This is a genomic window from Halpernia frigidisoli, assembly GCF_900113805.1.
In the GTDB taxonomy this organism is placed as follows: domain Bacteria; phylum Bacteroidota; class Bacteroidia; order Flavobacteriales; family Weeksellaceae; genus Halpernia; species Halpernia frigidisoli.
Genome location: NZ_FOQT01000003.1, coordinates 158,116 through 184,580, shown reverse-complemented (window position 1 = coordinate 184,580; position 26,465 = coordinate 158,116). Strand labels below are relative to the sequence as shown.

Here is a 26,465-nt window from a genome sequence, read left to right as displayed (position 1 = left end):
GATATAAGATTTGAAACTTTTAATTTCCAAAGATTTATCCGCGTTAAATTAATCTTAAAGTAGAAAAAAAAATTTATTACTTTTGTAAATATGGCAACTAAAGCGCTTTTTAATTCTGTGGTAAACTGGTATATTCGGCAACGCATTGACCAGATCAATAATTTTAAAGAACATCCTTTAGAAACACAAAAAGGTGTTTTGTTTAGCCAGCTTTTTTTCGCCAAAGACACAGAATATGGCAAGAAATATGGTTTTAAAGATATATCTTCCTACAATGATTTTAAAAATCAAGTCCCAATTGTTACATACGAGGATTTTGAACCATATATAGAAAAAGCAAGACAGGGACAAAAAGATATTTTTTGGCCCGGACACATCAAAAGATTTGCAAAATCATCAGGTACAACAAACGCCAAGAGTAAGTTTATCCCGATCTCGGATGAAAGTTTAGAAAATTGCCATTTGAAAGCCGGAAAAGATATGGTCGCAATCTATGCGAACAACCATCCGGAAAATGAGTTGTTTACGCATAAAAATTTAAGATTAGGCGGAAGTGCAGAAATGTACCAGGATTTTAATACAAAATTCGGAGATCTTTCTGCCATAATTATTGAAAATTTACCTTTTTGGGTAGAAATTACGACCACGCCAAGTAAGAAAATTTCTTTGATGTCTGAATGGGAAACAAAGTTAAAAGCGATCGTAAATGAAGTGACAAAGGAACAAGTTGGAAGTTTTACTGGCGTTCCAAGTTGGATGATGGTTTTGCTTCAACAGATTTTAAAGGAAACCGGTAAAGAAAGTATCTCTCAGTTATGGCCACATTTGGAAGTTTTTTTTCACGGCGGTATTAGTTTTAAACCTTATCGCGAAGAGTATAAAAAACTGATCGGAAAAGATATTCGTTATTACGAAATTTTTAATGCTTCAGAAGGTTTTTTTGCCATTCAAGATGTTTATAAAAGTGAAGAAATGCTTCTAATGCTTGATTATGGCATTTTTTACGAATTTATTCCAATGGACGAATTTGGCAAAGAAAACCCAAAAACTATTCATTTGGAAGATGTTGAAATTAATAAAAATTATGCACTTTTAATAACGACAAATGGCGGATTGTGGCGTTATTTAATTGGCGATACTATTAAATTTACCTGTTTAAATCCTTTTAGAATCAAAATTTCCGGCAGGACGAAACATTACATCAACGCTTTTGGGGAGGAATTGATGATCGACAACGTAGAATCTGCTTTGACAAAATCATGCGAAGCCACAAATTCACGTATCTTAGATTTTACCGGTGCGCCTGTTTTTATGAAAGACGGCAAATCTGGCGCACATGAATATATTATTGAATTTATAGAAAAGCCAAAAGATCTTCAAAAATTCACAGCAGTTTTTGATGCAGAATTAAAATCTTCAAATTCTGATTATGAGGCAAAAAGGTACAATAATATGACACTTTCTGAACCAATAATTCATGTTGCGAAACCAAAACTGTTTTACGAGTGGATGGCTGAGCGCGGTAAGTTGGGAGGACAAAATAAAGTCCCAAGACTCAGCAATGACCGCGAATATCTTGAACCTTTACTTAAGAAAAATATATCTTAGTTATTTAATTTTAAAAGTTGCGATCACCGGAAAATGATCCGATAATCTTGTGCTGCGATCAACTTTATAACTAATTGGCGTGATCTCCTTCGATGCAAAAACATAATCGATCCTTATCGGAAATTTCCAGTCGTGAAAACTTGTCGCACTGCCGCTTCCGACAACTTCAAATGCGTCCTGCAAACCTTTGCCAGCGTGATAATATTCGTAAGAATTAGGCACAGAATTAAAATCGCCCGCCATAATCACCGGATAAGGAGAATTGTCTACCGCTTTTCTGATTTCTGCGACCTGTGTTTGATGGGATTTAAAAGCAGGGATCATCGTTTTGATCAAACTTTTAAATTTATCTTCGTTAATATCTTGATTTTCACTAGGTTTTACCATTGATTTATTGAGGTAAAATGGCTCCAGATAGATATTTATAAATCTGTAAATTTTTCCTCTGATACTTATATCGTAAGATTTTACATGCGCGTTATCTTTTGGAAGCCAGTCTTTGGAGTCTAAGATTGAGTATTTTGAATAGAAAAAAACAATATTTTCTGTCTTTTTATATTCTAAACTTTTAAAATTATACGGTTTAGAAATCGGTCCCGCTTCCTGCAAAAACAAAATATCCGGATCTTCTTTATCTATAAAATCTTCTATATTCTTTCGGCCTAAATCACCTGCGTGTGCATTTAAAGTAATAATTTTCAGGTTTGCATTTTCTTTTTTTTCTTTATTAAAATTAATAATTCTGCTTGTAGGTTTTATTAAAAAAAGACTTAAAATGATAAAAAAGAAAGCACGTTTTTTCCATAATAATATCCAGAAGAGAATCAAAATTAAATTTAAGATCATTAACACAGGAAAAGCCAGCGACAGAAAATTTAAATAAGGAATTGTTTTTGGCGAAACGTAAATATTTAAAAAATTGCCCAACAAAAGCGTAATTATTCCCAAATGAATTAAAAGGAATACAAATCTTAAAATTTTCATTTATTTAAAACTAATTAATTCTATAACGGTTTTTCGCAAAATGCCTCGCAATTAAAAAACCTGCAATTGCGCCACCAATATGGGCGAAATGGGCGATTCCTAGAGTTCTGCCAGTAATTTGCAGGAAAAAGGAAATTACTACAAAACCAATCACCATATATTTTGCTTTAATACCAATTGGAATGAACATCATATATAATTTTGAATCTGGAAATAATGTTGCAAAACCAGCAACAACGCCCATAATTGCGGCAGAAGCGCCAAGCATTGGACTCACTAATTCTCCATATAATTGCTGAGATTGGGCAATTGCAAGAGGTGTTTTTGCGGCAATATTCATGTCGCCAGAATAATGAAGATTTGCTTTTTGAAAAATTTCTGCCACATTTACACCTTCATTTGTTAGCGATGTCATCAACTGATGAATTTCGTAGTAATTCCAAAGATTAAATAAAACAAAACCAGCCAATCCACTTACAAAATATAAAATAACGTATTTTTTTTCGCCCATTATTTGTTCTAAAACTGGTCCGAAACTCCACAAAGTCATCATGTTAAAAAGAATATGCATAATTCCGTAACCTTGTCCTAAAGGCGCGTGCATAAACATGTGCGTAATAATTTGCCATGAATGAAAATTAGGTGAAAGGGGAAAATAAGCCTGAAAAAGTGGATATAAATTGGGGTAAATAAAATTGGCTATCACATAAATGATGACATTTAAAATGATAATATTTTTGGTAATTGGTGTTAGTTTCGGGAACATAATTTTAAAATTTGTTTTCTAAATCTTCTAATGAAATTTCATAAAAGCAACGTTTGCCGGAAGGTAAAAATTCTGGAAATCCTAAATTCTGATAATCTTTAATTAATAATTCTGCATCGGTTTTGTAGATAAAATCAAATCGCGATTTTCCCTGCATTTTATTCCATTGGTACTGGTAAAAATGTACAAATTCTTCTTCGGTTTTATAGTCTAAAATCTCAAATATCTTTTCTAAAAAAGGAATGACCTGGCTTTCTTTTAAACCTTCGGGAATGCTGTTGACACGCAAAACATTTTCATGTGCAATCACCATTTCAAAGCCTAAACCAGGCAAATATTTTTTAATGGAACGGTATTTATCTTTCTCAATTTCATTCATAAAATATTCCACGGAGAAAAGCAAAGCCTGACTTACGCCACTTATTTTTTTAAATTTATTTTGGCTTAAAATTACCAAACGGTGAATTCTTCCTAAATCGAGCATTAAAGTTTTGCCGTTTTTATTTAAGATCCAATAGCCGTTTGGAAGTCGCATGAGATCTTCTTCAAAATCTTCTTCCTCAAATAAATTGATTTTTGAAGGTGCTGTTGAAATATTATTTTTGTAAAATTCTGTGAGTTCTATTTTTTCTTCAGACGACGGTTTACTTTCCGACGCAAAAGGATTGTAATCTCTATCAACAGAAATTTCCGGATTTTTAAAATGAATATTATTTCGTGAAGGCGAAAGATTTAAAGCATTTGAATCTTTATCAAAATCTAAACTCGGCGCGACATTATAAATTCCAAGCGAACGTTTTATCGTGGAACGCATTAAAGCGAAAATTAAATTTTCATCTTCAAATTTTACTTCCGTTTTCTGTGGATGAATATTAACATCAATTTTTTCGGGATTAATTTCGAGATAAAGAAAAAAAGATGGAATATATCCTGGTAAAAGTAAACCTTCAAAGGCTTCTTGTACGGCTTTATTTAAATATGGACTGCGAAAAAATCTGCCATTTACAAACAAAAACTGTTCGCCACGAATTTTTTTTGCGCCTTCTGGTTTTGCCACAAATCCTTCCAACTTTACCCAACCTAAATCTTCTTTGATGGGAACCAATAAACTGTGAATTTTCCGTCCGAAAATATCCACAATTCTTTGCATCTGCGTGCCTTTTCGCAATCTAAAAATTGGTTCATCATTGTGAAACATTTCAAATTCTACCGTTTCGTGCGCCAGAGCAACGCGCTGAAATTCATCAATAATATGACGAAATTCTATAGTATTTGATTTTAAAAATTTCCGTCGTGCAGGAACATTATAAAATAAATTTTTAACGGAAAAACTCGATCCATCCGAAGTTTGAATCGGCTCTTGAAATTGAAATCCGCCACCTTCAATGTAAATATTGGTGCCGGTTTTGGTTTCCTCTTTTTTTGTTCTTAATTCCACTTGAGCAACCGCGGCTATTGAAGCCAAAGCCTCACCACGAAAACCCTTGGTGATGATTTTGAAAATATCTTCTGTCGTTTTTATTTTGGAAGTTGCGTGTCTTTCAAACGCCATTCTTGCATCGGTTTCAGACATTCCCAAACCATTATCAACCACTTGAATTAAGTTTTTCCCAGATTCGCGAATGATCAATTCAACTTTGCTCGCTTTCGCATCAATGGCGTTTTCCATCAATTCTTTCACCACAGAAGCAGGTCTTTGCACGACTTCTCCCGCGGCAATTTGATTGGCTACATGATCAGGTAAAAGTTGAATGATATCGTGCATAAATAAAAACTCTCACAAAAGTAAGAATAAGGAAGTTGGTAAAAAAATTTATTGGGAAATCGGGTTTTAAATAACTTCCAATTGATAGTTATTAACCAAAACAGACGCAGATATTTGCAGTTTTTTTTCTAAATCACGGATCATTTCTACCGTCAATTTTTTCTTGCGGTTTAAAATTTCTGAAACGCGACTTTTTCCACCAAGAATTCCAATTAAATCTTTTTGGCGCAAATCAAGTTCTTCCATTCTTATTTTTATGGCTTCTATTGGATCTGGCGCATCGATTGGATAATGGATATTTTCGTAATTTTCTATTAACATCGACAATATTTCAGCATCATCTCCATCTTTTGTATTAATTGGTGCATCAAAAATGATTTCTAAGTATTTAAGAGCATCTCTATAGTCTTGCTCAGATTTTATAGGTTTTAATTTCATCTTATTTTTTTAAATATTATCTGCGTCAATTTTATCATATTCGGAATGTGTCCCGATAAATCGAATAAAAGCCCATTGTTTTTCGTAATTAAATTTAACAACAAGTCGGTAAGAATTTCCTTTTATATTGAAAACTACTCTGCTATTTTTTAGAATACTTGCATTGATAAAAGTTTCTTTGATATCATTTGGCGAAAACCATTTTGAATTTTTTGCAGTTTCGTACCAAGTTTTTAAATATTGTTCAGAATCAGCGTGCTTTTCCCAAAATTCTCGGAGTGTACTTTTAGCAATAATTCTTTTCATTAAATCAATTCTTTAACAAATATACGAATAGTTCTCAAATAAAGAACTATTTATCAACACTGATGATTTTTATTGATATCCCGCAGCCTGCAAAGCAAATAATTCCGCATACAATTTCGGGTCTGCCATTAAATCCTGATGTGTCCCCAATTCTAAGACTTTCCCGTGTTGCAATACTAAAATCCGGTCTGCCATTCGAACGGTGCTAAATCTGTGACTTATTATAATGCTGGTTTTTCCTTTTGTTAAAGCGATAAAACGTTCAAAAACATCAAATTCCGCTTGTGCGTCAAGTGCGCTTGTCGGTTCGTCTAAAACCATAATATCCGCATCTTTCATATAAGCGCGCGCCAATGCGACTTTTTGCCATTGTCCGCCGCTCAGTTCTGTGCCTTTATAGAATCGCCGTCCCAATCTTTGTTCCAAACCGTCGGTCATTTCAGAAACAACTTGTTCGGCGAGACTTTTACTTGCGGCGTAATTTATAACTTCATCGTTTTCGACTTCATAAATATTTCCCACCGCGATGTTTTCTCTTAAAGTGAATTCATATTTAAAGAAATCCTGAAAAATCACGCCAAAACGATTGCGATATTCATCAACATCAAATTTATTAATATTAATGCCGTCAAGAAGTATTTCACCTTGCGTTGGTTCGTAAAAGCGCAGAAATAATTTAATTAGAGTAGTTTTTCCTGCACCATTTTGCCCTACGAAAGCCATTTTTTCTCCGGCCTTCATTTTAAAAGAAACACCTTTTAAAACTTCATTTTCACTTCCCGGATAAGCGAAATGAACATCATTTAAAACAAAACCTTCTTTAATTATTTTCGGCATTTCCGTTTTTAATTCTGACGTCTTTTCAATTTTTAAATCAATAAAATCAAAATAATCCTGAAGGTAAAGTGCGCTTTCTGAAATTCTCGTAAATCTTGAAAAGAATCCTTGCAAATTTGTTCGTAATCTATTAAATGAGCCGGAAAGAAAAGTTAACTCACCGATTGTAATTCCGCCGGAAAGTACGCGCAAAATAATATAAACATAAGCGCCGTAATAACTTAAAACGCCTAAAATATTAAATAATGAGCCGTAAAAACTTTGTCTTAAAGAGAGTTTTTTGTTAATTAAATAATAGTCGCTCGAAAGATTTTTAAAGCGTTCGGCGATAAAATCAGTCAAACCAAATAATTTAATTTCTTTCGCAGTTTGATTATTGGCGCCGATAAATCTTAAATAATCTAATTCGCGGCGTTCGGAAGTCCAACTTCTCGCTAACGAATATCTTGTGGAACTAAATTTTGCTTCGTTAATGAATGACGGAATAATGCTAACAATTAAAATCAGGATCAAAATCGGTTCAAAATATACCAAACCAGCAATTAATGAAACCATAGAAATCATGCTTTCGGCTTGACCTAAAGCGTTGCTCATTAAATCGACGCGACTATTTGTCTGCGTTCTTGCTCTTTCTAATTTATCGTAAAATTCAGGCTCTTCGAGTTGGGCAATTGTCAATTCCGCCGTTTTTCTGATAATCTTCTCTGATGACGCATTTGAGTAAAGATCGCCCAACAAACCGTCTGTCAGATTGATAACTCTTCCCAACAGATCGGATAAAATTGCGGCAGCAAATTCTATTAAAACATATTTCCAAAGTTGTGTGAAATCTTTATCAGTCGCAAAAACTTGTTTAATGATTTCGTCAATGATCATTTTTCCCACCCAAAGAATGACAACGGGCGTAAAAGCGTTAAATAAGCGGCTTAATGAATTGATGAAAAAAAGCGTTGGACTGCTTCTATAAATTTCTTTAAAAAACCTTGGTATTGTTTTTAAGGCTTTAAACGAATCTTGTACACTGGTTTTTTTTCCTTTTTCAGAAATTGAAGTTGGGATGGATCTTGCCAAAAGAATTAGCTATTTAATGGATTTAATTTTAGATAATTTTTTATCTTTTTTCTTGCTTTCACCTTTGACCATATTAAATAAAATCAATCCGATTGCAACTCCCGCCGCGCCTATCATTGCGTTTTGTGCGCCTCTTGATGGTGTAGGAATTGCCATTTCACCGTAAATCCGATGAGGTTCATTTGAGGAATGCAGAATATTTCCGTTCGTGTTTGTATCTGTATTTTTTTTCATTGCTAAACGTAGAAGTGAAGAAGCCGTATTGATAATTGTATGCGGAAAAATGCCATATAAAATTTTCATAACTGCTGCGTAACCGTCTGTGATAATTTGTTTTCTTGGGTTTTTTGCGGCTTTAACCATTTCTGAAGCTAATTGTCTCGGGTCAACGGAAAAAGGTGGTATTTTAAAATCTAAACCGGAATATTTTGCTGAATGTAAATTCCCCGTAGATTTTTGAATTCCTGGATACAAACCAACAATGTGAATATTCGGTTCGTTTGAAAGTTCACCCTGAAGTCCTTCAACCATTCCTCTTATTCCAAATTTTGTACTGGAATAGGCAGTAGAATATGGCGCTGGCATAAATCCACCAATCGATACATTATTTATTAAAACCCCTTCGCCTTGTTTTTTAAAAATCGGAATCACTGCGTGAGCACCGTGCATGTAACCTAAAAGATTAGTTTTAACTAATTGTTCCATAGCATCCACCGGAACATCTTCAAATTTCCCGCTTGCCATTACGCCAGCATTATTTACCCAAATATCGATTCTGCCATTAAATTGCAAGGCTAAATTTGCCAAATTTTCTACATCTTCAAACTTTGAAACGTCGGTGGAGACACCTAGGGCAACAACGCCCAAATCGTGACATAATTTCACAGTTTCGTCCAAGCCTTCTTGTCCGCGCGCAGCGATTACAATATTACAACCTTCCAAAGCGAAAGCTTCTGCCGCAGCACGACCAACGCCGCTTGTTCCTCCAGTTATTACGACTGTTTTCCCATGAAGATCTCCTAAATTATTTATATTTTCCATAATAGTTTAATGATTTTAAATAACAGTATCAACTATTATGCAAAGTTTGCTCAAATAATATTTTACGATTATTTAAAAGTTGAGATCAATTCTAAAAACTATAAAGGAGGAAGTGCCCTTCCGATACTTTCAGCAGTGTCTTTAACACCTTTCAAAATTACGTAAGCACCATAAATTACGGCCGCACCAACGGTAGCTAATTTTACCGTTGCGCCGGTTTGATTTTTAACAATGTCTTTAATATCTTTTTTAGCAATTGAAACTCTTTGATCTTTATTTGTTCCAATAATGCTGTCATTTTGAATAGAAGTTACATTTATAATTGATTTATTATCTTTTAAATCAAAAACAGAATATTTCTCACCGGCTTTTATTTCAGAAAAATTTCCTTTATCTTGAGAAAGATTATATTTAATTGATGCACAAGAAACCGTTGCAAGCAAAAGCAAAATTATTATAATATTTTTCATTTGATAAATATAAGAGTTTCTACTTTCCAAATTTTTCTAAAAAATCTGCGATTTTTCTGTCATTTGCTAAACGCGGGATTTTATTTTGTCCACCTAATTTTCCTTCGGATTTTGCGTAATCATGAAAAGCATTTTTCTGCAAATTGACAATTTTTAAAGGCTGTAAAATATTCCCGGAAATAAGATCATCATAATAAGAGTTTCGCTGTCGCATTTCTGTGTCTAAAGTTTTTCTAAACAAATCTAAATTTTCAGGTTCTTTCTCAAACTCAATAAACCACTCATGAAAAGGCAATTTACCTGTTTCTGGAGTAACTTGTGGCGCTAAATGAAACTCTGTAATTTGTGAAGGATTTTTTAAAACTGTCGCTTTTATCGCTTCTTCGACTTCAAACGCAATCACATGTTCGCCAAAAGCAGACGTAAAATGTTTCGTTCTTCCGCTTACCAAAATCCGATAAGGTTTTTTTGAAATAAATCTTACAACATCACCAATGGAATAAGCCCAAAGCCCGGAATTTGTGGTTAAAATTAACGCGTAATCTTTATTAAGTTCAATGTCTTTTAACGTTAATCTCGTTGCATTTTCCTTTCCGTATTCTTCTAATGGAATAAATTCATAAAAAATTCCGTGGTTGGTTTGTAATAAAAGTCCTTCTTTTTTATAATCATCCTGAAAGGCAAAGAAACCTTCACTTGCGGGAAATGTCTGTAAAATATCTACTTTTCCACCAAGAAGATTTTCCATTTTTTCACGGTAAGGTTCATAATTGACGCCGCCCGTAATTATCAATTGAAGATTGGGGAAAAGATCTTTTATTTTCTTACCATTTCTTTCAATTAATTTCTCAAAATACATAATTAACCACGGCGGAATTCCCGAAATTAAAGTCATGTTTTCGTTTTCGGTTTCCAAAACAATTTGATCCACTTTTTTTTCCCAGTCTTCAATTTCGTTGGTTTTAAAACTTGGAAGACGGTTTTTTTGTAAATAATTTGGAATATGATGCGCAACAATGCCGGAAAGTCGACCGGTTTTTATGCCAAATTCTTCTTGTAGTTTTGGACTTCCCTGTAAGAAAATCATTTTCCCGGTGACGAAATCAGCATTATTTTTTTGGTTGATGTAATGAAAGAGCATACTTTTCGCCGCATCGGTTTGGAAAGGCATTCCTTCTTTTGAGATCGGAATGTATTTGCTGCCGGAAGTTGTGCCGGAAGTTTTTGCAAAATATTCCGGATTTCCGGGCCAAAGAATATTGGCTTGCCCTCTTTTTGTGCGCTCGATGTAAGATTTTAAATCTTCGTAATCTGAAACTGAAACTTGTTTTTGAAAATTTTCAATTGTTTTGATATTTTCAAATTGGTGTTCTCTGCCAAATAGAGTTTTTTCGGCAGTTTTCACTAAATCTAATAGTAAATCCTGTTGATCTTCAAGTGCATTGCTTTTAAAATCTTGAGATTTTCGGACGTGGTTTTTCGCCCAGATCTTTGCCAGCGTTTTCTTTATAAATTTTCCGATCATTTTACAAAAATACAGAGTTTTCGGTAATTGTCGCAGTCTTCAAAATGTGAAATAGATTTGTCGTTAAAAAAAACTTGTGAATAATGAAACTTTGCAGCCCGACTTGAGTGGAGCTCTTTTTCTATGAAACAAAGCGGAATAGAAAAAAGCGGGAACGGAAGGCGGAAATGTCTGCCCAAATAAAATAAAAAATAAGCTTTCGACGCAGTCAAATGCTGCCATAAAAAATATAAAATGAACATTCGACAAAGTCAAATGTCTGCCAAAATAAAAATTTTAAAAGTTATATCTGTACCCTAAAATTAAGGAAGCAAAGTAAGCGCGTGAAAAGAATTTCTGTATTTCAGGGTTTTCATTGATGATTTTTGCGTCATAAAAATTGAATTTAGCGCCCAAATAAATTTGTTGAAAACCTTCAGGATCAAGTGTGTAAGCTAAATTTGAACCTAAATTGAAACCGTTATTGCCCTGCAAATAATTTTGTGAGGAAGAAATGTATTTGCTTTTTACGCGATAAACGCTTAAACCGACAAATTCTTCGACCAAAAGTTCTTCATCGAGTTTATTTTGGTGGATAATATTTGCTTCATAAAGGCTCATCTGTGGCGCGCTGAGATTGCCAAAAACGTTGATTTGATCAAGTTTTCCGCTGGCTTTTAGAAGAAAATAATTGAAACCTACGCCGAAGTTTTTAATATTGGTGAGAAAATTGAGACCAAAACCGAAACCTACAAAAGGTTCTAAAGTTTTGTTGTATTGATTGTTGCCAAATGATTTCATCACCAGCACTTTTCCGTCAAGTGAACCTAAAATCTCAATCGGTTTTTTCTTTTGACTTAAAAAAAATAAGGGCAGAAATATTAGAAATAAATAAAATTTCCTCATTTATTTAATGTTAATTCAAGATCATTGATATAGGTTTTCCCAGCAGGAAACTCGAGTATCAAAGAGTCTTTGCTGATTTTTAGGATTGCGCTTGCTGTGAATTTTTTGATTTTTTGATTGCTGACCAAAAAAAATGTTTTCCCTAAAAGCGGCCCGGAAAGAACGAAATTTTTCGAAGGGTCTAATGTTGTTTTTGATATGAGGACATTTTCGCTCTTCAGCTGTAGTTCTACGAGATTTGTTGAAAGTGACGTGGTTATTTTTCCTTCAATGTACGCTCTGGCCTGCTCATCACCATTGGTTTTGCAGCTGCAAAGCACAAGAAAGAGGGAAATAAAAAGAAATTTCATGTGCGGTAAATTTAAATAAAAAAAACCTTACATTATTGTTGTAAGGTTTATAAAAAAGGAATTTTTATTTATAGCGTTTGTCCGGCGTTCCGTCTTTTTTAAGATGTTGCGACGTTTTGTATCGCTTATCCGGCGTGCCGTCTTTTTTCATTTTCACACCCGAAGAAATGGCAGGTTTTGCAGCCATCATTTTTTTCTCAGGTTTTACCATTTTAGCCCCTGTTTTAGGCTTCATTTTTTGCATTTTAGACGTTGAAGAAGGTGCAGTTTGCTGTGCGCCTGCAAAACTTAGACATAAAACTACGGACAATGCGGTTAATAATTTTTTCATTTTGAGGAATTTTAGTGTTTGATTATAAAGTAAAGTTAGAATAAAAATCAATCCAAAATATTGGATTTTAAACTTTAACAAATTTTAATAATTGCATTTTTTATGTTTCTTCTCTTTTTCAAGAATTTAAATTTATTGTAAATTTGCACTTTAGAAACGGTCTCGGGGAAATCTCGAAATCGTTTTTTGCCGTTTTTATAAATTTAAAATTTCGGTATAATTTATTTTAAAATATGATCTTAAAATCCATTCAGGAAAGCCTTCTTCCGCATCTATTAAAGAACAATTTTGCAGAAGAGATCTTTAAAAATTTAGATAAAAAGAAACTTTCTGTCAAAGGTTTTGCAGGTTCGGCGACTTCACTTTTTACGGCTGAATTATTTTTAACACAGAAAAAAAATATTTTCTTTTTGGTTGATGATAAGGAAGAGGCGCTTTACATTACCACAGAATTAGAAGAACTTTTGGGCAAAGAAAATGTTCTCTATTTTCCGCAAACACATCTTGAACCTTATCAAATTGAGAAAACCCAGAACGCCAATCTGGTTTTAAGAACCGAAGTTTTAAATAAAATTTTAACTGAAAAATCGCCAAAAGTGATTATTTCACCGATGTTGGCGATTGCAGAAAAAGTGATTAAAAAAGAAGATTTCAGCGCTATTTCTCACACTTTAAAAGTGGGCGATAAACTGGATTTTGATTTTGTTGATGAATTGCTAAATCATTATCAGTTTTTACCCGCAGATTTCGTTTCAGAACCTGGCGAATTTTCCGTACGTGGCGGAATTGTAGATGTTTTTTCTTTTTCTAATGAGCAACCATTTCGTATTACTTTTTTTGGGAATGAAATCGAAAGCATCAAGAAATTTGATATTGAAACACAACTTTCCAAAGAAAAAGTAGAAGGTTTTCAACTGGTTTCAAATATGAGCACGGCGACGGCTTCGTCTAAAACTTCAATGTTGGAATTGCTGCCAAAAGATTCTTTTATTTTATCTAAAAATTTGGAATTTGGGGCGTTGAAAATTAAAGAGTTTTTTAAAAAAGCAGAAGAAAAATTTGAGACTTTAAATAAAGATATAAAGCATCAAAGACCTTCGGAATTATTTATTTCAGAGCAAGAATTTGAAAAAGATTTAAAGCCATTAACGCAGATTGATTTTGTTTCGATTGCCAATTCAACCTTTACAAAAGACTATTTTAATATAGAATTTCAGCAAACTTCGCAACCTTCTTTTAATAAGAACTTCGAACTTTTAACGGAAAATTTAGAAGAAAAATTAGCGGAAAAATATGACATTTGGATCTCATTTTCCGGGGAAAAACAGAAAGACAGATTAGAAAGTATTTTTCAATCTTTGGAAAAAAATGTGCCTTTTAAAAGTTTTAAATCTGAATTGCACGAAGGTTTTGTAGATGATGCGCACAAACTTTTAGTTTACACAGATCATCAAATCTTCGATCGATACCAAAGATTTCAGGCTAAAAATAATTTTGCCAAAAGTGAACAATTGACTTTAAAAGATCTGATGTCTTTAAAAGTCGGCGATTTTATTGCGCACATCGACCACGGCGTCGGGAAATTTATGGGTTTGGTGAAAGTCAATAATAATGGCAAAGTACAGGAATGTTTTAAATTAACTTATAAAAATAACGATCTGCTTTATGTTTCCATTCATTCTTTGCATAAAATTTCAAAATATAATGGGCCGGACGGTCGGGAAATTGTGCTTTCAAAACTCGGTTCGCCGGCTTGGAAATCATTAAAACAAAAAACAAAAGCGAAAGTTAAACAAATCGCTTTTGATTTAATTAAACTTTATGCGCAGCGAAAATCTGCGAAAGGATTTGCTTATACTCCAGACACGTACCTTCAAAATGAACTGGAAGCCAGTTTTATTTATGAAGATACGCCCGATCAGGAAAAGGCGACTTTTGACGTGAAAACCGATATGGAAAAAGAGACGATTATGGATCGTTTAATTTGCGGTGATGTTGGTTTTGGTAAAACGGAAATCGCCATTCGTGCGGCTTTTAAAGCAGCAACTGACGGAAAACAAGTCGCGATTTTAGTTCCGACGACGATTTTGGCATTTCAACATTATCGAAGTTTTACGGAGAGATTGAAAGATTTTCCGGTTACGATTTCTTATATGAACCGTTTTCGTTCGACAAAGCAAAAAAACGAAACGATTGAAGGTTTAAAAAATGGAAAAATTGATATTGTTATTGGAACACATCAATTGGCTGGAAGTGCGGTAAAATTTAAAGATTTAGGACTTTTAATTATTGATGAAGAGCATAAATTTGGAGTTGCCGTAAAAGATAAATTGAAAAATTTAAAATCGTCAATTGATACCTTAACCTTGACAGCGACGCCAATTCCACGGACTTTGCAATTTTCCTTAATGGCTGCGAGAGATTTATCGGTAATTAAAACACCACCGCCAAACAGACAGCCTGTGGAAACGCAATCAATCGGTTTTTCTGAGGAAATTATTCGTGATGCGGTTTCGTATGAAATTCAACGGGATGGACAGGTTTATTTTATTAACAATAGAATTGAAAATTTAAAAGATATTGCAGGATTAATTCAGCGCTTAGTTCCTGATGCTAAAGTAATTACAGGTCATGGACAAATGGAAGGAAAGCAATTAGAACGTAATGTTCTGGATTTTATGGAAGGAAAATATGATGTGTTGGTTTCAACGACAATCATTGAAAGTGGAGTAGATGTTCCGAATGCGAATACGATTTTCATCAATGATGCACAGCGTTTTGGAATGGCAGATCTACATCAAATGCGCGGTAGAGTGGGGCGAAGCAACCGAAAAGCCTTTTGTTATTTGATAACGCCGCCTTTTGATATGATCACTTCCGATGCGCGACAACGTTTAGAAGCGATTGAACAGTTTTCAGATTTGGGAAGTGGTTTTCAGATTGCGATGAAAGATCTGGAAATTCGTGGCGCAGGCGATCTTTTGGGTGGTGAACAAAGTGGTTTTATTAATGAAATGGGATTTGAAACCTATCAAAAAATCATGCAGGAAGCCCTGGAAGAATTGCAGGACGACGAAGAATTTGAAGATCTTTTTGAAAATGAAGACGACCGTAAAAAATTATTTAAAACAACAAAAGACGTTAATATTGACACCGATTTAGAATTAATGTTGCCAGATTATTACGTGAGTTCTGTGGAAGAAAGATTGACTTTATATCAGCAATTAGCAGAAATTCCAAACAAAAAGGAAATGGAAATTTTCGAGAAAAACCTGAAAGACCGTTTTGGTAGTTTGCCATCAGAAGCCGTCAATCTTTTAAAATCAGTTGAATTGAAATGGATCGCGGAGGAAATTGGTTTTGATAAAATTGTGGTAAAAAATGGTGTATTTTTGGGTTATTTTCCGCCAAATCCTCAAGATAAATTTTATCAAAGTGACAGATTTAAACACATCATTAATTATTTAAGCAGAAACCAGCACGAGGCAAAATTAAAGGAAAAACATACTTCGGATGGCAATCAACTCATGATGCGGAAAGAAAATGTAGAGCATATTGATGAGGTTAATGCTTTGCTGGAAAGGATTTTAAATCCTATGTTGGTTTAAAAATTTTCGATTACTTTTGTAAAAATTTTTTAGAATGAGAAAAATATATTCTTTTTTTTTATTGGTGCTAATTTCTGCGTTTTCTTTATCCTGTTCAAGTTTAGTGGATTACGATGGAGATCTACTTCTGGGAGTTAATCAAAACGGTGGATCTGGCGGAAATGGTGGTTCCGGAAGTGGCGGCGGTTCTTCGATGACCGGGAAAGTTTTAGTCAAAATGACTTCACATACTTTGAATGATGCCGGACAATTTGAAGATGCTACGGTTACATTTAATTATGTTAATAATAGATTCGTAAGCTATACTGATGAAGCAGGTAATGGATTGAATATAGAATATAACAGTTCTAATAAAATTTCCAGAATTTCTGCACCTGGCGCTGTCAACTCGGTATTTACTTATAATGGAAATGTTCTGTCAAAAGTAACCAGTGATATTACAGGTTTTGGTAATCTGGAAACCAGTTATACTTTTAATGGAGCAAATTTGGCTAAAACAGTTATTATCAGTACTGTTTCTTTATTTTCCGTTTCCATAAAATCCTATCTAGAAGATAATTATGAAACTACAGCAAATAATATTACAAAAGATGTCACTAAAATCGGGCTATATGATCCTACGACGGGTGATTTAATAATAAGTCCGGATGCTGCAACCAGTTCTTATGGTTATGATGCGAAATTTGCACCCTTCAGTTTATTGCCGAAAGAATTTTCGTTGTATTTTAGCAGTCTTTCTCCGCAAACAGGTTATATCAATTCATTAAATAACCCAGTAAATCAAACAGTTACAGATCAAGCCAACGGTACCGCTACTGCCACTATAACTTACGAATATGATACAGACAATTATGCAACTAAAGCATCCAGTTCTGATGGTGAATACTACATTTACCAATATAAAAAATTATAAGTAAAGTGATGAAATACCTTATCGTAGGATTAGGAAATAAAGGTGAAGAATACGCAGAAACGCGCCATAATATTGGTTTTAAAGTGGCTGAAAAAATGGCTGAAACGATTGAAGTACCTTTCAAATCTTCCAATTTTGGACTTTTAGCTGAAGGAAAATACAAAGGCAGAAAAGTATTTATTTTAAAACCGGATACCTATATGAATCTTTCCGGAAATGCCGTGAAATTCTGGATGCAGAAAGAAAATATTCCTTTAGAAAATATTTTAATAATTACCGATGATCTGGCGTTGCCTTTCGGCACTTTAAGATTAAAAATGAAAGGTTCGGACGCCGGTCATAATGGTTTAAAAAGTGTTGCAAATGAACTTCAAACCCAAAATTATCCCCGTTTAAGATTTGGGATTTCTGCTGAATTTTCTGCCGGAAAACAAGTCGATTACGTTTTGGGAAAATGGGAAGGCGAGGAAAAAGAAAAACTCCCCGAAAGAATCGAGAAGTTTTCTAAAGCCTCATTGTCATTCGTTTTCGCTGGAATTGAAAATGCAATGACTGGTTTTAACGGTAAATAATTCTATAAAATATATTCCTTATTGATCGGTTTTGTCGGCTCCGGAATATCATTTTCTTCCAGCATTTGAAGTAAATTGATCTCAATAGTTCTGGTGATTTGAGATATCGGAATTGAAGTAGGATGTTTTTTAAACGGCGTCACCAGATTCATCCCGTTGATCTGTGTAGAAACAAAAACAAAACCAACCAGCCAACCGACAAAAATGCTGTAATAACTTAAAAACGGCGATATCACAAACGTAAAAGAAAGCACAAAAACCCAGATAAATACTTTCGTCAAATAGCTGTAAGTTGTAGGAAAAATAGTATTTTTAATCCTTTCGCTCATTCCCATTTCGTTGGAAAATTTCACAAGCATGGCATCAATCTGCAAAAATTCAAAGTCATTGATAAGCTTTTTATCATAAATATTTTTTAATGCCTTTGTATTGTTAAATAAGATTGCGTTGTGTACATTACTTTGCCTTAAGACCTGCTGACGCTCATTTTCAGAGAGATTTGGTAATTGAAGTTTGTCCATCCGGTCTCTTAAATTGTGCTTCAGCGCATATAAAAAATCAATATGTCGAAGGATCATTTGTTTTATTAAATGGTCAGTTTCAGGGCTTTTTTTCGAATATGAAAGAAGATCTCTGGCAAAAGTTCGGGAATCATTTACGATCTCTCCCCAGATCTTCCGCGCTTCCCACCATCTGTCATACGCCTGATTATTATTAAAACCAATAAAAAACGCAATGGCCGTCCCAAGAACCGTGGGTATGATCGTTGGAACATCAAGATTATTGTCTAAGATCTGATCGTGAAAAAAATAAGCGCCAGCACAGGAAAAGATCATTATGAGATCGACCTTCCACGTTTGCGTGAGAATTTGGTTGTATATTTTTGTCTTTATTAACATAGATTGAGATGAATTTTAAACTTCTCACATTCAAACATCAAGTTTGTTATGAAAGTTTTTTTAGTTTATTAAATTATATTCAAAAATAGCGAATATTCTTAAAGATAATTTAAAATAAGAATCTGTTTAAATTGAAATTTACATGGCTCGGCGGTGCGTGATCTGAATATGAGATTCCTGATCATTTTCATAATCTCTGTACGAAGTTTTAAAACCAAGCAACTGAACGGAGATATCTTCTTCTTTTGCACGAATATTGGCAAAATCCTGAATCATTTCTAATACATCATTTGCAATATAGGACGTTGTCCGTGCATCAAAAATCACTTTGGAATTTGGTTTAATATTTCTAACTGTTTTTTTGATGGACGCTTTGTTTAAAAAAGAAACTTCTTCCGAGAGCTTTATAGTGATTTCATCAGCATCATTTAAGTTTTCTTTGCTTAAATAATAGGCCCGCTTCATATTCCCCTGTAAAATGTAAAAGATAGAAATTGCCAAACCAATACCAACACCTTTCAGCAGATCTGTTGCCACAACTGCTGCAACTGTTGCAGCAAAAGGAATAAACTGGTATTTTCCAAGTTTCCAGAAATGTTTAAAAGTCGCCGGTTTTGCCAGTTTATAACCAACCATTAATAAAACAGCGGCCAAAGTGGAAAGTGGAATTAAATTTAAAATAAAAGGTATTGAAAGTACACACAATAGTAGTAAAACACCATGAATTATAGAAGATGATTTTGAAGTAGCACCAGCCGTTGCATTTGCAGAACTTCGTACAACAACAGATGTCATTGGTAAACCACCGATAAAAGAACTAATCAGATTTCCGATTCCCTGTGCTTTTAATTCTAAATTGGTGTCAGTAATTCTTCTTTGACTGTCTAAACGGTCGGAAGCTTCAATACATAATAAAGTTTCTATGGACGCTACAATCGCAATCGTTGCGCCTACAATCCACACTTTAGGATTTGTAAAACTATTAAAATCAGGTAAGATCACTAAATTTTTAAAATCATCCAGAGATTTAGGAACCGGCAGTGAAACCAGATGTTTGGTTCCGATCGCTAAAGAACTTCCTGAAGCCTGAAAAATTTCATTGATCGCAATTCCTACAGCAACGGCAACCAAAGCGCCCGGTAATAATTTTATTTTTTTTAAAGCCGGAAATTTGTCCCAGGCGATTAATATTAACAGGGAAACTATTGTGATCAAAATCGCGCCCGGCTGAAAGGCACCAAATCTTTCAAAGAAATATCCAAAGTTGATTCCTTTCGCAAAAAGAACCTCATTCCCTTCAAAATCATTGTCAAAACCCAAAGCATGTGGAATTTGTTTAATGATGATTATAATTCCAATGGCTGCAAGCATTCCCTCAATTACATTATTTGGGAAATAGCTGGATATGCTTCCCGCGCGGATAAATCCTAAAATCAATTGAATTAATCCGGCTATAATTCCCGCACATAAAAAAAGTTCAAAAGCACCAAGATCAGTAATTGCGGTCAAAACAATTGCCGTCAAACCTGCGGCTGGACCGGAAACAGAAATATTTGAATTACTTAAAAAACCGACCACTAAACCGCCGACAATCCCTGCAATAACCCCGGAAAGTGGTGGTGCGCCGGAAGCTAATGCAATACCAAGACATAATGGCAACGCCACCAAAAAGACCACAAGGCCTGAAGGGAAATTTTCTTTAATTCCCTCTACCAAAGTTTTAGATTTTCTCATTATAATAAAAAAAACGTATGAACAGAACATTTTAATTGAATCAAAAGATCAATTAAAATTCTTCTTAAAAAAATTTTGAACACAGCGTAATTTTCACAGCCGAATGGTCATGAATTTTACTGAAAAGTTAAAAATCTATGCGTTTGGTGGTGGAGAAAAAATAAGTAAAAAAGGTGCAAGATGAAGAGAATCATCTGTAGGGAAAAATGCAACACCTTCTTGGTCTGCCTCAAAAAACTTAAGATAATCGAATACATCTAAAGTTTTTGGGAGGGCTTTTTCGTTAACAGAAAATGGAGAGTAGTTTGAATGAGACTCTTCTTCGTTCACAGTAATATTAGCAGAAGGTAATTTCCACCCAGCTAAAGCAGCAATGCTTGGCAAAGCTGTAAAGTTGAAAAAAATCACCAATGTTAAAATACTCCAGAATTTCATTCTAAAATTAAAATTATTTAATTTTACGACTCATCACCCATTGATCCTCGCTCAGATTGTAGATTTTTTGGATATCTTTCAAGACTTTCTCGAAATCAATTTCCAGATCTATGATCTTCCCGGTTCTCAAATCGAAAACCCAGCCATGCACAATTGGATACTCTTCTAAAATATACCTTTCCTGTACACAAGCCATTTTGATCACGTTAATGCATTGCTCCAGAACATTAAGTTCTACAAGTTTGTCGTAACGCAGATCATCATCTGCAATAAAGTCCAGCTCAGTTTGGTGCAATCTATAAACATCGCGGATCGTTCTCAACCAGGGATTTAAAATACCCAGATCCTGAGGTGTCATCGCTGCTTTTACACCGCCGCAGTTATAGTGTCCACAAACTATAATGTGTTTCACTTTTAGATGTTGCACCGCATACTCAATTACAGCTGTAGCACTCATATCTAAAGAGTTTACTACGTTCGCAATGTTTCTGTGTACAAAAACTTCACCCGGTTTTGCGCCCATTAATTCCTCCGCTGTCGCTCTACTGTCAGAACATCCAATATACAGATATTCCGGAGTTTGAGTTTTTGCTAATTCTTCGAAAAAAGTAGGATCCGCACTGATTCTGGACTCTACCCATTTTCTGTTGTTTTCGAAAATACCATCATACGATTGTGACATAATTTAAAAATATTTAAAGGTTAATAATATGTTTCGTTTAATCTTATTTTCGAATTTAATAGACTGAATCAATAATAGTGCAAAAATATAATTTTTAAATTATTATATATCTTATTTGGGAAAATTTAATATTGATTAATTTCATTATTTCAAAAAATGCTATAAAAACATATCATTTCATTAGAATAGTCAGCTTGAGATTAATAGTTTTGCAGAGAAATATATTTAAATGAAAAATATTATAGAAAGAATTTTACCAAATTTAAGCGCTGAAAATTATAACGAAGATTTTCAGAATTTAAATATTGATAGTATTGACCTTGTCTCAATGCGTGTAGATATTGAAAATAAATTAGGGAAAATGATTCCAAATTTTGATTGGCTTTCTTTTAAAAGTTTAAATGATATTTTAAAATACGCTGAAAAATCTGGTGCTCAAATTTCTGAAATTTCTGTTTTAAAGACTATTGAAAAAGCAGTAAAAAAGCAAAATTTCATCAACATGCCGCAAATGTGTCTTGAAGCACTTTCGGAAAACTGGCTTTTTAAAGAAGCCGGAAGTGAGCATTGGGATTTACTTTGCGACGGTTTGGGAACTTCATCTTCTGAATTAAAAGATGACATTGGAAACCGACTTTACGCCACTTTTGTGAGAATTCGAATTGACGGAACTGGAAATTTAAGTGAATTTCGGGAAAATGATCCATACGAATTTGATGCAAAATTATCACGTTTTGGGATGGGAATGTTTTTCAGCAACACCAATTTTAAATCTGAAAATAAATCAATTAAAATTGATATGATGACCAGTTTTTCTGTGAGAAAATCTACTGGCGACAATAAAAGTTTAGCCAAAAGTCAACCGACGATGGAAACTTGTAATATTCCGCAGGTTGCAGAATTTCCGATTTTTGGTAATGAATACCGGTTAATTAAGAAAAGAGATCTAAAAACATTTTTCTACAAAGATTATATCTTCAATATTTCAGAAACGGAATTATTTTCCTTTAAATATTCTTTAAATCCTTACTACGACTTAAACGGCGTCGGACTTTTATATTTTGCATCTTATCCGATCATCAATGATTTTTGCGAGTTGCAATATTTTGGTTCACTTGAAAATGAGGAAAAATGGGAAGAAAATTACTGCACTCTTTTTCGCGACGTGATGTATTACGCCAATTGCGATTCCCGCGATAAAATAAAATATGTTTTAAATTCCGTGGATTATTTATCAGACAACAAAGTAAAATTATGCTCAACTTTATTCCGCGAATCCGATGGAAAAATGATGGCAAAACTTTTCACCATCAAGCAAAAAAGAACAGTTTAAACTTTATTGTTAATGTAACCTTCCGTTGCGTTGTGAAGATTAAAAATACGGCAAGGATTTCCAATAACCAAAGAATTATCGGGAACATTTTCTGCTAAATAAGTATTTGGCGCAATCAATACGTTATTTCCAATTGTAATTCCGCCCACAATCACAGCATTTGGACCGATCCAAACTTCATCGCCAATTTTTGGACTTCCAATAAATTTTCCTCGATTTGCTTGCGCGATACTGACACCTTGCGCAATATTGCAGTTTTTGCCGATTTTCACACCTGGATTAATTGCCAACAAACCCCAATGTCCGAGATAAAAACCTTCTCCAATTTCTGTTTCGGGATAAATTTGAAAGCCATATTTGATCTGAAAATGCCTTAAAACAACACGCCAAAATATGCCGCCAAAAGATTTTTTAGGATGTTTCTGTGCTTTTCGCAAAATGAAAATAAAATGCAGATTCGGATTAAAACATTTTTTCCAGATCTCAAAATTGGAAAGATATTTCCCGCTTTCACGGAAGAAATCTTTTTGAATAATACTGTATTTTTGATCTGTCATTTTTTAAATAATTAAGCAAAAGCCACATTCAAAGCCTGGTTAATATCTTCTTTTATATCATCAATACTCTCCAAACCGACAGAAATTCTGATTAAATTGTAAGTAATATCAACTGAATTTCGTTCTTCTTCCGTCAGTTTTGAATGCGTCGAACTTGCCGGATGCGTCACAATTGTTTTAGTATCGCCCAAATTGGCGGAAATTGAACACATTTTTAAAGAATTGATGAATTTCACTCCTTTTTCCAGGCTTCCTTTAAAGTAAAAAGTAACCATTCCGCCACCTTTTTTCATCTGTTTTTTGGCAATTTCAAATTGTGGATGTGAGGGTAAAAATGGATATTTTACCTTCTCAACAAACTCACTTTTTTCTAAAAATTCTGCAATTTCCAAAGCATTATCGCAATGTCTGTCCATTCTTACCGCCAAAGTTTCTAAACTTTTAGAAAACATCCACGCATTAAAAGGCGATAAAGCCGGACCGCTGTGTCTGGCAAAGGCTTCAATTTTTGCAATTAACTCGTTGCTTCCAACAATCAATCCACCCAAACCTCTTCCTTGTCCGTCAATATATTTTGTAGCAGAATGTATTGAAATATCACAACCAAAATCTACCGGCGTTTGCAGATAAGGTGTTGTAAAACAATTATCTATAATTAAAATCAGATTATGCTTTTTTGCTAATTTTCCTAAAACTTCTAAATCAATTAAATCTAACGCAGGGTTTGAAGGCGTTTCAGCGTATATAATTTTCGTGTTGGGTTGAATTAATTTTTCCCAATCATCAAGGTTATGAATTGAAGCGTAACTTGTTGTAATGCCGTAATTTGGAAAAATATTAAAAAATAATTGATGCGTACTTCCAAAAACCGAACTTGATGATAAGATGTGATCGCCGTTTTTTAGCAAAGCCATAAAAGTGGTAAAAACTGCAGCCATTCCGGAAGAAGTGCACCAGGCATTTTCCATTTTTTCTAAACCTGCAATTTTTTCAATCAATTCGTTCGTGTTTGGGTTTGAATAGCGGCTGTAAATATTACCTTCAATATCCCCAGTAAAAAGATCACGCATTTCTTCCGCAGAGTCAAACTGGTAACTTGAAGTTAAATATATCGGTGTTGAATGCTCTTTATGAGGCGATTTTTCAATATTTTCTCTTATCGCAATAGTTTCAAAATTTTTTGATTTCATTTTTTAATTATTAATAACATAATCATAAGTAATCTTTGCGGTTTTATTTAACGTTAATGCAACCGAACAGTATTTTTCAAAGGTCAGATCTAAAGCCCGTTTTACTTTCGTTTCATCTAAATTTCCACTTAAGTAAAAAGTCACTTTTATATCCGTAAAAAGTGCGGGCGTTTTATCTTTTTGCCTTTCTGCATCAACTTCTACGGAAATTTCCTGAAGATCCTGTTTGCTTTTTTCAAGGATAGAAATCATGTCAATTGCGCTGCAACCTGCCAAACCGTAAAGCAGCATTTCCATTGGTCTAACACCTTTTTTTTCACCACCAATTTCCGGATTGGCGTCCATATTTATTGTGACGCCATCTTCATTTTGTCCTTGAAAATGGTACGCTTTATTTTTTCTGTCTATTTTTATTTTCATAAAAAATTATAAATTATCGATAATTTCACAAATAGAATTCACTGAATTTTCCAAATTAAAAGGCATTTTATAATCCTGTAAATTTTTAGTAAAATTATCGAAAATTATCGGTTCAGTTAGTGCTTTTTTCATTCCCTGATAAATTCCATCTTGCGAATTTTCTACTAGCAAACCTAAATTTCCATCCTCTAGCATTTCATTAACACCGGAAACTTCGGTGGCAATTATTTTCTTTTTTAAAGTAATCGCTTCAAACAAAACCGTCGGAAAACCTTCATATCTTGAACTTAAAATATAGAAATCTGCGGCTTTAAAATATGGATAAGGATTATCTGTAAAACCCAAAAGTGTTGAAGTTTCGGTAACATTCAATTCGTTTTGTAATTTTTGTAAGTTTTCAAAATCATAACCATCGCCAATAATTAAAATATTATGCTGAAAACCTTCATCCAATAATTTCCTGTGAACTTTCAAAAGCCGGTCAAAACCTTTTTGCGGAAAAACCGTCCCTATAGAAACGAATGTTGGTAAACGATTTTCTTCGATTAAATCTTGAGTCTTGACTATTTGTTTTTGACTCTTTAAAATAATTTCTTCCGTATCCAAAGGATTATAGATGCGAGTAATTTTATTTTTTTCGATTTCAGTTTTGGCTAAATCTTCGAAATCTTGCTTTATTTTTTGGGAAATCACCATAATTTTATCGTAATCAAAAAACTTTCTGATTTCTGAATCAGTATAATTATAAAGTTCTGTTTTCTTTAAATCATTATGAATCCAGATCAGTTTTTTTGAAGATTTCTGTGGTGAATTTAAAATATCATCGCGCATTCCATGAATCGCGGCAAATTCTATATCGTATTTTTTACCTTTTAAAATAAATTGATAAAGCAGATCCGGCAATTTTTTTAAAACCGATTGATAAATAACGCGAAATGCTTTTTTTGGTAGATCCTGCAAACGATTCGTCGTGATCATTTCACCTTTATTTAAATGCAAAACGTTAACCCAAGTCGGAACTTCCGCTAAATATTTCCCAGAATATAGATTTAAAAGCAGATCTATTTCATATTTATCTTCCGGCAGATTTTTAAGAAAAGTCACCAAAACTTTTTCCGCGCCGCCATGACGAAGAGAACCAATTCTGATAAGAATTTTCTTTTTTAAAGCCACTTTTTATTTTATTGGTTTAAAAGTATGAGGTAATTTTTTAGAAATATAAGCATCTAAATCTTTTCGTGTTTTTTCCAATTCACGCGGATACATCACGTTATTTTCCAACGCTTTATCACCGTATTCTTCGATTGTACAAATAAATTTTGCCGGAACGCCAGCGTAAACAGAATTTGCCGGAACGGAAGAATTTAAGACAGAACCAGCGCCTAAAATAGAATTATCACCCATTTCTACGCCTGGCAAAAAAGTACAGTTATTCCCAATAAAACAGTTTTTACCAATTTTGATACGGCCAAAATTTCGTGCATCTTTATATTTTTCCATCGATCGAACAACGTACATTGCGCCGTCGTGATTGATAAAAGTACAACCCGCCGTGATTTTTGTGTTGTCGCCAATTTCTATTAAATAAGGTTCCGAACCAAAAGCGGGCGCTTCAATAAATACGACGTTTTTACCAACTTTCATACCGCGCGCTTTACACATTTCGATGTAAGATTTACCAATTAAATTTTGATAAAGTGTGTGCATCTTTAAAATAATTCTATAAAAAAATATCATTTTAGAAA

26 protein-coding genes are annotated in these 26,465 nt (G+C 33.8%); 5 read left to right on the top strand and 21 right to left on the bottom strand.

Annotation, left to right across the window (positions count from 1 at the left end; all coding sequences use genetic code 11):
- The first annotated feature begins 90 nt into the window (after positions 1 to 90).
- Positions 91 to 1,608: a GH3 auxin-responsive promoter family protein gene (locus BM238_RS09115; RefSeq protein WP_090080080.1), complete on the top strand. Its 1,518-nt coding sequence runs from the start codon at positions 91 to 93 to the stop codon at positions 1,606 to 1,608.
- On the opposite strand, the gene BM238_RS09110 is transcribed toward BM238_RS09115, so the two are convergent.
- From BM238_RS09110 to BM238_RS09050, 12 genes are all read right to left on the bottom strand, one after another.
- On the bottom strand, positions 1,609 to 2,592 hold the full coding sequence (locus BM238_RS09110; protein WP_090080078.1) for an endonuclease/exonuclease/phosphatase family protein: 984 nt from the start codon (positions 2,590 to 2,592) through the stop codon (positions 1,609 to 1,611).
- Positions 2,593 to 2,602: 10 nt separating this feature from the next.
- Complete coding sequence (locus tag BM238_RS09105) at positions 2,603 to 3,358, bottom strand: rhomboid family intramembrane serine protease (protein ID WP_090080076.1); 756 nt, start codon at positions 3,356 to 3,358, stop codon at positions 2,603 to 2,605.
- Between the two features lie 4 nt (positions 3,359 to 3,362).
- Positions 3,363 to 5,123, bottom strand: coding sequence for a DNA mismatch repair endonuclease MutL (mutL, locus tag BM238_RS09100; protein WP_090080074.1), 1,761 nt, complete (start codon positions 5,121 to 5,123; stop codon positions 3,363 to 3,365).
- A 66-nt stretch (positions 5,124 to 5,189) separates the two neighbouring features.
- Positions 5,190 to 5,561, bottom strand: coding sequence for a helix-turn-helix domain-containing protein (locus BM238_RS09095; RefSeq protein WP_090080067.1), 372 nt, complete (start codon positions 5,559 to 5,561; stop codon positions 5,190 to 5,192).
- A gap of 9 nt (positions 5,562 to 5,570) precedes the next feature.
- On the bottom strand, positions 5,571 to 5,867 hold the full coding sequence (locus BM238_RS09090) for a type II toxin-antitoxin system HigB family toxin (RefSeq protein WP_090080064.1): 297 nt from the start codon (positions 5,865 to 5,867) through the stop codon (positions 5,571 to 5,573).
- Positions 5,868 to 5,936: 69 nt separating this feature from the next.
- Positions 5,937 to 7,775, bottom strand: coding sequence for an ABC transporter ATP-binding protein (locus BM238_RS09085; protein WP_090080063.1), 1,839 nt, complete (start codon positions 7,773 to 7,775; stop codon positions 5,937 to 5,939).
- A 9-nt stretch (positions 7,776 to 7,784) separates the two neighbouring features.
- Positions 7,785 to 8,816 (bottom strand): SDR family oxidoreductase, encoded by a 1,032-nt coding sequence (locus BM238_RS09080; protein ID WP_090080061.1) that lies wholly within the window; start codon positions 8,814 to 8,816, stop codon positions 7,785 to 7,787.
- A 98-nt stretch (positions 8,817 to 8,914) separates the two neighbouring features.
- A complete protein-coding gene (locus BM238_RS09075) occupies positions 8,915 to 9,286 on the bottom strand; it encodes a hypothetical protein (RefSeq protein ID WP_090080059.1) in 372 nt (123 codons plus the stop codon).
- Positions 9,287 to 9,305: 19 nt separating this feature from the next.
- Entirely contained in the window at positions 9,306 to 10,808 is a 1,503-nt protein-coding gene (locus tag BM238_RS09070) for a GH3 auxin-responsive promoter family protein (RefSeq protein ID WP_090080474.1), read from the bottom strand.
- 279 nt (positions 10,809 to 11,087) lie between these two features.
- On the bottom strand, positions 11,088 to 11,696 hold the full coding sequence (locus BM238_RS09060) for a hypothetical protein (protein ID WP_090080056.1): 609 nt from the start codon (positions 11,694 to 11,696) through the stop codon (positions 11,088 to 11,090).
- A complete protein-coding gene (locus BM238_RS09055; protein WP_090080055.1) occupies positions 11,693 to 12,046 on the bottom strand; it encodes a hypothetical protein in 354 nt (117 codons plus the stop codon). The genes BM238_RS09060 and BM238_RS09055 overlap by 4 nt, the downstream gene beginning before the upstream one ends.
- A 64-nt stretch (positions 12,047 to 12,110) precedes the next feature.
- A complete protein-coding gene (locus tag BM238_RS09050; protein WP_090080053.1) occupies positions 12,111 to 12,377 on the bottom strand; it encodes a hypothetical protein in 267 nt (88 codons plus the stop codon).
- A 233-nt stretch (positions 12,378 to 12,610) separates the two neighbouring features.
- On the opposite strand from BM238_RS09050, the gene mfd reads away from it, so the two are divergent.
- From mfd to pth, 3 genes are read left to right on the top strand one after another with little or no spacing between them, the layout of a single operon-like run.
- Positions 12,611 to 15,985, top strand: coding sequence for a transcription-repair coupling factor (mfd, locus tag BM238_RS09045; RefSeq protein WP_090080051.1), 3,375 nt, complete (start codon positions 12,611 to 12,613; stop codon positions 15,983 to 15,985).
- A 34-nt stretch (positions 15,986 to 16,019) separates the two neighbouring features.
- The gene (locus BM238_RS09040) at positions 16,020 to 16,898 is read left to right on the top strand and encodes a hypothetical protein (protein WP_090080049.1); all 879 of its coding nucleotides are present in this window, start codon (positions 16,020 to 16,022) and stop codon (positions 16,896 to 16,898) included.
- 8 nt (positions 16,899 to 16,906) lie between these two features.
- A complete protein-coding gene (gene pth, locus BM238_RS09035) occupies positions 16,907 to 17,470 on the top strand; it encodes an aminoacyl-tRNA hydrolase (protein ID WP_090080046.1) in 564 nt (187 codons plus the stop codon).
- 2 nt (positions 17,471 to 17,472) lie between these two features.
- Here pth and BM238_RS09030 read toward each other — a convergent pair whose 3' ends face one another.
- The 4 genes from BM238_RS09030 to BM238_RS09015 form a co-directional block, all read right to left on the bottom strand.
- Positions 17,473 to 18,369, bottom strand: coding sequence for a bestrophin family protein (locus BM238_RS09030; RefSeq protein ID WP_090080044.1), 897 nt, complete (start codon positions 18,367 to 18,369; stop codon positions 17,473 to 17,475).
- A gap of 138 nt (positions 18,370 to 18,507) precedes the next feature.
- Positions 18,508 to 20,103: a SulP family inorganic anion transporter gene (locus tag BM238_RS09025; RefSeq protein WP_090080042.1), complete on the bottom strand. Its 1,596-nt coding sequence runs from the start codon at positions 20,101 to 20,103 to the stop codon at positions 18,508 to 18,510.
- A 135-nt stretch (positions 20,104 to 20,238) separates the two neighbouring features.
- On the bottom strand, positions 20,239 to 20,538 hold the full coding sequence (locus BM238_RS09020; protein ID WP_090080041.1) for a hypothetical protein: 300 nt from the start codon (positions 20,536 to 20,538) through the stop codon (positions 20,239 to 20,241).
- A gap of 13 nt (positions 20,539 to 20,551) precedes the next feature.
- Positions 20,552 to 21,220: a carbonic anhydrase gene (locus BM238_RS09015; protein ID WP_090080039.1), complete on the bottom strand. Its 669-nt coding sequence runs from the start codon at positions 21,218 to 21,220 to the stop codon at positions 20,552 to 20,554.
- Positions 21,221 to 21,449: 229 nt separating this feature from the next.
- Between BM238_RS09015 and BM238_RS09010 the strand changes: the two genes are divergently transcribed.
- Positions 21,450 to 22,553 (top strand): Pnap_2097 family protein, encoded by a 1,104-nt coding sequence (locus tag BM238_RS09010; RefSeq protein WP_090080037.1) that lies wholly within the window; start codon positions 21,450 to 21,452, stop codon positions 22,551 to 22,553.
- Here BM238_RS09010 and BM238_RS09005 read toward each other — a convergent pair.
- Genes BM238_RS09005 through BM238_RS08985 form a run of 5 tightly spaced genes read right to left on the bottom strand, consistent with a single transcriptional unit; the run spans position 22,550 to position 26,457 of the window.
- On the bottom strand, positions 22,550 to 23,110 hold the full coding sequence (locus tag BM238_RS09005; protein ID WP_090080035.1) for a serine acetyltransferase: 561 nt from the start codon (positions 23,108 to 23,110) through the stop codon (positions 22,550 to 22,552). The genes BM238_RS09010 and BM238_RS09005 overlap by 4 nt on opposite strands.
- A gap of 11 nt (positions 23,111 to 23,121) precedes the next feature.
- Positions 23,122 to 24,300, bottom strand: coding sequence for a trans-sulfuration enzyme family protein (locus tag BM238_RS09000; protein WP_090080034.1), 1,179 nt, complete (start codon positions 24,298 to 24,300; stop codon positions 23,122 to 23,124).
- Between the two features lie 3 nt (positions 24,301 to 24,303).
- Complete coding sequence (locus BM238_RS08995; protein WP_090080032.1) at positions 24,304 to 24,720, bottom strand: OsmC family protein; 417 nt, start codon at positions 24,718 to 24,720, stop codon at positions 24,304 to 24,306.
- Positions 24,721 to 24,726: 6 nt separating this feature from the next.
- Positions 24,727 to 25,893: a glycosyltransferase gene (locus BM238_RS08990; RefSeq protein ID WP_090080031.1), complete on the bottom strand. Its 1,167-nt coding sequence runs from the start codon at positions 25,891 to 25,893 to the stop codon at positions 24,727 to 24,729.
- Positions 25,894 to 25,896: 3 nt separating this feature from the next.
- Positions 25,897 to 26,457 carry an acyltransferase gene (locus BM238_RS08985; RefSeq protein ID WP_090080029.1) on the bottom strand — a complete coding sequence of 187 codons (561 nt, stop codon included), beginning with the start codon at positions 26,455 to 26,457 and terminating at the stop codon, positions 25,897 to 25,899.
- Positions 26,458 to 26,465 lie beyond the last annotated feature (8 nt).

Coding starts and splice junctions, on each gene's coding strand:
- BM238_RS09050 (WP_090080053.1), bottom strand. CDS start 12,377: ATGAAAAAATTATTAACCGCATTGTCCGTAGTTTTATGTCTAAGTTTT.
- BM238_RS08985 (WP_090080029.1), bottom strand. CDS start 26,457: ATGATATTTTTTTATAGAATTATTTTAAAGATGCACACACTTTATCAA.
- mfd (WP_090080051.1), top strand. CDS start 12,611: ATGATCTTAAAATCCATTCAGGAAAGCCTTCTTCCGCATCTATTAAAG.
- mutL (WP_090080074.1), bottom strand. CDS start 5,123: ATGCACGATATCATTCAACTTTTACCTGATCATGTAGCCAATCAAATT.
- BM238_RS09055 (WP_090080055.1), bottom strand. CDS start 12,046: ATGAAATTTCTTTTTATTTCCCTCTTTCTTGTGCTTTGCAGCTGCAAA.
- BM238_RS09000 (WP_090080034.1), bottom strand. CDS start 24,300: ATGAAATCAAAAAATTTTGAAACTATTGCGATAAGAGAAAATATTGAA.
- BM238_RS09115 (WP_090080080.1), top strand. CDS start 91: ATGGCAACTAAAGCGCTTTTTAATTCTGTGGTAAACTGGTATATTCGG.
- BM238_RS09060 (WP_090080056.1), bottom strand. CDS start 11,696: ATGAGGAAATTTTATTTATTTCTAATATTTCTGCCCTTATTTTTTTTA.
- BM238_RS09030 (WP_090080044.1), bottom strand. CDS start 18,369: ATGTTAATAAAGACAAAAATATACAACCAAATTCTCACGCAAACGTGG.
- BM238_RS09020 (WP_090080041.1), bottom strand. CDS start 20,538: ATGAAATTCTGGAGTATTTTAACATTGGTGATTTTTTTCAACTTTACA.
- BM238_RS09040 (WP_090080049.1), top strand. CDS start 16,020: ATGAGAAAAATATATTCTTTTTTTTTATTGGTGCTAATTTCTGCGTTT.
- BM238_RS09025 (WP_090080042.1), bottom strand. CDS start 20,103: ATGAGAAAATCTAAAACTTTGGTAGAGGGAATTAAAGAAAATTTCCCT.
- BM238_RS09005 (WP_090080035.1), bottom strand. CDS start 23,110: ATGACAGATCAAAAATACAGTATTATTCAAAAAGATTTCTTCCGTGAA.
- pth (WP_090080046.1), top strand. CDS start 16,907: ATGAAATACCTTATCGTAGGATTAGGAAATAAAGGTGAAGAATACGCA.
- BM238_RS09095 (WP_090080067.1), bottom strand. CDS start 5,561: ATGAAATTAAAACCTATAAAATCTGAGCAAGACTATAGAGATGCTCTT.
- BM238_RS09090 (WP_090080064.1), bottom strand. CDS start 5,867: ATGAAAAGAATTATTGCTAAAAGTACACTCCGAGAATTTTGGGAAAAG.
- BM238_RS09105 (WP_090080076.1), bottom strand. CDS start 3,358: ATGTTCCCGAAACTAACACCAATTACCAAAAATATTATCATTTTAAAT.
- BM238_RS09015 (WP_090080039.1), bottom strand. CDS start 21,220: ATGTCACAATCGTATGATGGTATTTTCGAAAACAACAGAAAATGGGTA.
- BM238_RS09010 (WP_090080037.1), top strand. CDS start 21,450: ATGAAAAATATTATAGAAAGAATTTTACCAAATTTAAGCGCTGAAAAT.
- BM238_RS09075 (WP_090080059.1), bottom strand. CDS start 9,286: ATGAAAAATATTATAATAATTTTGCTTTTGCTTGCAACGGTTTCTTGT.
- BM238_RS09110 (WP_090080078.1), bottom strand. CDS start 2,592: ATGAAAATTTTAAGATTTGTATTCCTTTTAATTCATTTGGGAATAATT.
- BM238_RS09080 (WP_090080061.1), bottom strand. CDS start 8,816: ATGGAAAATATAAATAATTTAGGAGATCTTCATGGGAAAACAGTCGTA.
- BM238_RS08995 (WP_090080032.1), bottom strand. CDS start 24,720: ATGAAAATAAAAATAGACAGAAAAAATAAAGCGTACCATTTTCAAGGA.